Annotated in this window: 7 protein-coding genes; 6 read left to right on the forward strand and 1 reads right to left on the reverse strand. The window is 66.0% G+C overall.

The window, feature by feature from the left end; all coding sequences use genetic code 11:
* Nucleotides 1-228: 228 nt before the first annotated feature.
* Nucleotides 229-624, reverse strand: coding sequence for a hypothetical protein (locus AB0C02_RS33325; protein WP_357553195.1), 396 nt, complete (start codon nucleotides 622-624; stop codon nucleotides 229-231).
* A gap of 89 nt (nucleotides 625-713) precedes the next feature.
* Between AB0C02_RS33325 and AB0C02_RS33330 the strand changes: the two genes are divergently transcribed.
* The 6 genes from AB0C02_RS33330 (at nucleotide 714) to AB0C02_RS33355 (ending at nucleotide 4,799) form a co-directional block, all read left to right on the forward strand.
* The gene (locus tag AB0C02_RS33330) at nucleotides 714-1,433 is read left to right on the forward strand and encodes a hypothetical protein (RefSeq protein WP_357553196.1); all 720 of its coding nucleotides are present in this window, start codon (nucleotides 714-716) and stop codon (nucleotides 1,431-1,433) included.
* Between the two features lie 202 nt (nucleotides 1,434-1,635).
* Nucleotides 1,636-2,214: a DinB family protein gene (locus AB0C02_RS33335; RefSeq protein WP_357553197.1), complete on the forward strand. Its 579-nt coding sequence runs from the start codon at nucleotides 1,636-1,638 to the stop codon at nucleotides 2,212-2,214.
* A 239-nt stretch (nucleotides 2,215-2,453) separates the two neighbouring features.
* Entirely contained in the window at nucleotides 2,454-2,873 is a 420-nt protein-coding gene (locus AB0C02_RS33340) for a VOC family protein (protein WP_357553198.1), read from the forward strand.
* Between the two features lie 4 nt (nucleotides 2,874-2,877).
* Entirely contained in the window at nucleotides 2,878-3,546 is a 669-nt protein-coding gene (locus AB0C02_RS33345; RefSeq protein WP_357553199.1) for an HAD-IA family hydrolase, read from the forward strand.
* 35 nt (nucleotides 3,547-3,581) lie between these two features.
* Nucleotides 3,582-3,836: a VOC family protein gene (locus tag AB0C02_RS33350; RefSeq protein WP_148804863.1), complete on the forward strand. Its 255-nt coding sequence runs from the start codon at nucleotides 3,582-3,584 to the stop codon at nucleotides 3,834-3,836.
* Nucleotides 3,837-3,950: 114 nt separating this feature from the next.
* Entirely contained in the window at nucleotides 3,951-4,799 is an 849-nt protein-coding gene (locus tag AB0C02_RS33355) for an ATP-grasp domain-containing protein (RefSeq protein ID WP_357553200.1), read from the forward strand.
* The last annotated feature ends 195 nt before the right edge of the window (nucleotides 4,800-4,994 follow it).

A 4,994-nucleotide genomic window follows, 5' to 3' on the forward strand; every position in this document is an offset into this window, starting at 1 on the left:
TGATCTTCTTCCCTAGACAAGAGGAATGATCGATCAAGGGCTGTTCCCATGATCAGCCGGGGTTGATGTCACCGCCCCGCAGGTTAAAGACCAAGTTAATGACGGCCGTACTCCCCGATTCCGATGGAGTCCTGCGCGCCCGCTGGACTCCATAGCCGGTAATGAATGAATGCGCGCATTTGCCGCGATCCGCGCAACGGCCGTCAAGATCGGTAAGCTCGTCAGGGCTCATATGGCGGTGGGGTACAGCTTGAGATGCTCGACAACTACGACAATGGCCGTGCCGGGCGGGATTTCGGCTGGGCCGTCGTTGAGCTCGACCTGCAGCAGTCCGTCGGCGATCCGTATGGTCAGGAGTTGTTGCTCGTGGTCTTCGACGGTTCCGCGGAGTTGGGGCCCTTCGTGCAGCGTCGACTCGGCGCCGGCGATCGCGATCGTGTCGCCCCATTCGAGCATGTCGTCGATGTCGAGTTCGACATCGACGAGGTCACCGGGCTGCACGGGGGGCCCAACCCATTCGGCTTCCAACCGAACGCCCGCCAACACGGATTGGACCATGGTGGGCGCACCGGGGCGCACTGCAGCGACACGTACCTCCACCCGTCCGATGATCGCAGCCAGCATCCGCATCCGCCGTCAGCGCGTCGATCATCGCTGGGCGAGGACTGCATTTGACTCTCCTGCCGTCCAGGCCTCGTTGTTAGCCTGACTGGATGCGCAACGAGCTGCAGCCGGCGGTAGATGACCTGTACCGGGTCTTCGGCCGGTACCAGCTGATCGAGAGTGTCGAATACTGCGACCACTGCGTTGACCCGGAGCAGGTCGAAACTCTGCACCGAACGCCACTGCGCCAGGCTACTGCCGAGCAGCTCGGTCCGCTGCTGTTCAACTCGACGACGACGTGGGGTGATCAGAGGTACCTCAACCATTTCATGCCCCGGCTCCTAGAGCTGGTGGCGTCCGGCGAAATGGGCGACTGGAGCTACCCCAGCTTCTTGCCGTCCCGGCTTGCGGGCCTATGGCGGTCGGGTTCGGACGATGAACGGCGTGTGATTAGCGACTTCGCGTGGGCCTGGTGGCGGGAGACCACCTCGACGTGGCCCAGCCTGTGCGAGCCGCTGGAGGTGCTGAACACGATCGCCGAATGCGGACAGAACGTTTCGCCCTATCTCGCCGCGTGGCCGGTGCACGCTGGGAAACCCGCGGCCCGGCAACTCGCCGAACTCGTCAGCGACCTTCTCGTCTCATCGCAGCAGGACGACGGCTTCTGGTGCGAAGTCAACGACTGGCTGTTCGGCCCGATACCCGGGGACGCGCTCGCCGCCGAAGTCTCCGCGACCGCTGATCCCGACATCGCCCGGCAACTAAGCGACGCATTCGAACACCTGGCCCTATGGCGACAGTCGCAAACCTCTACCACCACCAGACGGTGACCAGAGGCGTACCCACACACCCGGCTCCGAGTGGTCCACAACCTGGCCGCCGGGCCCTGCAGCAGGCCGACGCCGGTCGGCGTGGCCGCGCTCAATTGCCGCCGTCCGTGGGTGGTGACCGCTCAAGAGCGGTCACCACGCGGCTCGGAACGCGGGCGTACGGGGGCATCGCGGCGGGCGCGGCGGTGAGATCCTGGGCGGCATGACAGACCTCGACGCCAAGGCGAATCTTCATCGGTACCTGCGGGAGGCGCGCGAGGCACTGCTCGGGAAGCTCGACGGGCTGTCGGAGTACGACGTGCGGCGTCCGCTCGTGCCGACCGGGACGAACCTGCTCGGGCTGGTCAAGCACGTGGCCTCGGTGACCGCCGGGTATTTCGGCGAGGTGTTCGACCGTCCCTTTCCCGAACCCGTCGCGGGCCTGGACGAAGACGCCGAGCCGAACACGGACATGTGGGCCGCAGCCGACGAGTCCCGCGACGACATCATCGGCCTGTGGCACCGAGTCTGGGCACACGCGGACGCCACGATCGAGGCGCTCCCGATCGACGCGCCTGGCTCGGTGCGGTGGTGGCAACAGGCGCCGGTGACGCTGCACCTTATCCTCGTGCACGTGCTCGCCGAGCTGAACCGGCACGCCGGGCACGCCGACATTGTGCGGGAACTTGTCGACGGCCAGGTCGGCTGGCGGCGGCCCGGCGACAACGTGGTCGAGGGCGACGAGGTGTGGTGGGCCGACTACCGCGAGAGGCTGGAATCCACCGCGCGCGAGTTCGCCTGAGGATGCGGCCTCCGGGTAACCCGCGGATGCCGTCCGATTCGTCCGAGAAGCCGGTTGCATTCTGTCAGCGGCGGTCGCAGCCCGAAGCCGAGGTCACATGCACGGATTTGCCGCCGAGCGGACGCGCCGGAGGGCATGAACTCCGTCACCCTCCGTAGACGTCTGGCGCAGGCATCGGCTCGAGCCGCGTGCACGCACGTGCCGATGACAGCTGGTCGCAGCCCCCGTACGTTGGCGTCATGGCGACTTTTTGGACCTTGGGATGCGATGCCGACCGTCCGCAGCGGATCGCCGCTTTCTGGGCGCTGGCCCTCGGCTATGTCAAGGAATCTGGCTTCGACGAGCCCGATAACGCGTCGATCGTCGACCCGGATGGCCGGGGCCCCGCCATTAGTTTCCTGAAGGTGCCCGAGGGGAAAGCCGCTGAACCAAGAACCGGTCGCCGAATGCATATCGATGTCATGCCGACCGACGGGACACGCGATGAGGAGGTCGTGCGGCTGAAGGGGCTCGGGCGCGACCCGAGTACGAGGATCATCGCAAGCCCCAACGGCCCCGGTTGGGTGACCAGGGCCGACCCGGAGGGGGCAACCTGTTCTGCGTCGAGCGCAGTCAGGAGCATCATGGCCCACGTCAATCGTCCCGCTGATCTAGGGTGACCTGGTGCCTTCGAAACCCGTGACAACCGTCCTGTTCGACTTCGCTTGGACCCTGTTCGCCAGAGACCCCAACCGCTGGGTCGGCAGCGCCGCGGCATTGATCGGCCGGGAGGTGGCCGCCGGTGACGCTCAGCGCATCGCCGCGGATTACGCTGAGTTGTTGCGGACAACGGCTACGGACCCTGCTCATTTTGCCCGCGACTTGGACCCACAGGTGTGGGACCGGGCGATTCTGGCTGTCCTGCAGCAAATCCGTGGGGTGGACCTGCCGTTTGCGCGAGCCCTGCACGAAACGCACGCCGAAGCGCTCGAGCCGTACGCGGACACGTCGTCCACTCTCGCCGCACTGAGTGCCCGCGATATTCGCCTTGGCGTGGTCAGTAACGTCGGCTGGGACATTCGCAAATGCTTTGCGAGGCACGGGCTTGACCGCTACATCGATGCATTCGTTCTTTCCTACGAGGTCGGCTTCGTCAAACCCGATGTACGGATCTGGCGCACCGCACTCGACGCCCTGGCGGCACAGCCAGATCGAACGCTGATGGTCGGTGACCATCCCAGCGGCGACGGCGGTTCCGTGACCGCCGGGGTACCGGCCCTGGTACTGCCGATGGTGAGTTCGCCAGCCCAGCTTCGCGGATTCGATCACGTGCTGACGTTGGCCGGAATTTGAAGCTGGTTCGGTTCTTGGTTTGTCGAGGTTGCCCTATGCACTTCGGGAAAGGTGTCCGATTCTTCCAGTATGAAGTCGAGGGCAAGTCCAGCAAGAACCGAGTGCATATCGATGTCCGGGTGGCCGGTCCAGGCCCCTGGGACATGGTCGAGCGCGCCCGACTGATCCGGCAGAAAGTCCCCGAGTTGGTCGCCGCTGGCGCGACGGTGATCCGCGAGGAGTGGTACGGCGACGTGCTCGGCCACGTCGTCATGCAGGACCCCGAGGGCAACGAGTTCTGCGTCGCTTGATGCCACGGCCACTGCCCGCGATTCGGTATCCGGATCTGCCGCTCCCCGTGTATCGCGATGAGGCTGGAATATGGCGTGGAGATTGCTGGCCGGGTCGGGCACGATACGGGCGTGATGCTACTGGTTCCTGCGGATCCACTGCGACCGCGCCGTCCCGACGAGCACTTCAGGGCGGAGGCGGTCGCCGCTTGTGAAGCCGGGCTTGACGTGGCGGTGGTCGACCACGACGCGCTGACCAGACCGGGTCGTGTGGATGAGGCGGTGGCGTTGGTGCCCGCCGGCGGTGAGGCGGTCTACCGCGGCTGGATGCTGCGCAGCGAGCAGTACGCGGCCTTCGCGGAGGCGCTGGCCCGACGCGGCGTGACACTGCGAACCTCGCCCGAGCAGTACCGGCGGGCCCACGAACTGCCCGGCTGGTATGCCGCCCTGGCGGCGCTCACTCCTACGTCGGGGTGGACCAGGGGCGACCTGCGAGCCGATTTCGATCGGGTACGCGTCGAGCTGGGCACGGGCCCGGCCGTCCTACGCGACTACACCAAGTCGATGAAGCACTACTGGCACGAGGCGGCGTTCACCCCCGACCTTGCCGATGGCGAGACGGCGTGGGAGGTGGCAAGCCGCCTGCGGCACCTGCGTGAGGACGACTTCGTCGGCGGGTTCGTCCTACGCCGCTATGAGCGATTTACTTCCGCCGAGGTGCGTACCTGGTGGGTCAACGGCGTTTGCGCCCTGGTCAGCTCGCATCCGGACACTCCGAACGACGTCCCGCACCTCGACGTGGACCTGGACGCGGTCACACCGGCTATCGCCGCACTCGGCCTGCCGTTCATCACGGTCGACCTCGCCCTCCGCGCCGATGGAATCTGGCGGGTCATCGAGATCGGCGACGGCCAGGTCAGCGACCGCCCGACCACCACCGAGCCCAGCAAACTGATCACAGCACTGCTCGCCCGCACCCTCTGACTGTCGTATGTGCACCCCATAGCGGGGCATCCTGATCTGCCGCTGACGGTGCTGCGTCCGTCCCGGGCTGTGCTTGTGGTCCTACACCTGGTCGATGGAACCGGTTTGCCTGTCGACTAGGTTGGCCGGGTGGACGTTCAGGTTCTGGAAGGCGAGTTCGTTGAGGTGCCCAACGGTGGGGCCACGGGCATGCTT

Source organism: Micromonospora sp. NPDC048999 (assembly GCF_040649295.1).
GTDB lineage: Bacteria > Actinomycetota > Actinomycetes > Mycobacteriales > Micromonosporaceae > Micromonospora.

What these genes read in the sequence shown, in the direction of transcription:
- AB0C02_RS33325 (WP_357553195.1), bottom strand. Translation starts at nt 624, where the DNA reads ATGCTGGCTGCGATCATCGGACGGGTGGAGGTACGTGTCGCTGCAGTG.
- AB0C02_RS33330 (WP_357553196.1), top strand. Translation starts at nt 714, where the DNA reads ATGCGCAACGAGCTGCAGCCGGCGGTAGATGACCTGTACCGGGTCTTC.
- AB0C02_RS33335 (WP_357553197.1), top strand. Translation starts at nt 1,636, where the DNA reads ATGACAGACCTCGACGCCAAGGCGAATCTTCATCGGTACCTGCGGGAG.
- AB0C02_RS33340 (WP_357553198.1), top strand. Translation starts at nt 2,454, where the DNA reads ATGGCGACTTTTTGGACCTTGGGATGCGATGCCGACCGTCCGCAGCGG.
- AB0C02_RS33350 (WP_148804863.1), top strand. Translation starts at nt 3,582, where the DNA reads ATGCACTTCGGGAAAGGTGTCCGATTCTTCCAGTATGAAGTCGAGGGC.
- AB0C02_RS33355 (WP_357553200.1), top strand. Translation starts at nt 3,951, where the DNA reads ATGCTACTGGTTCCTGCGGATCCACTGCGACCGCGCCGTCCCGACGAG.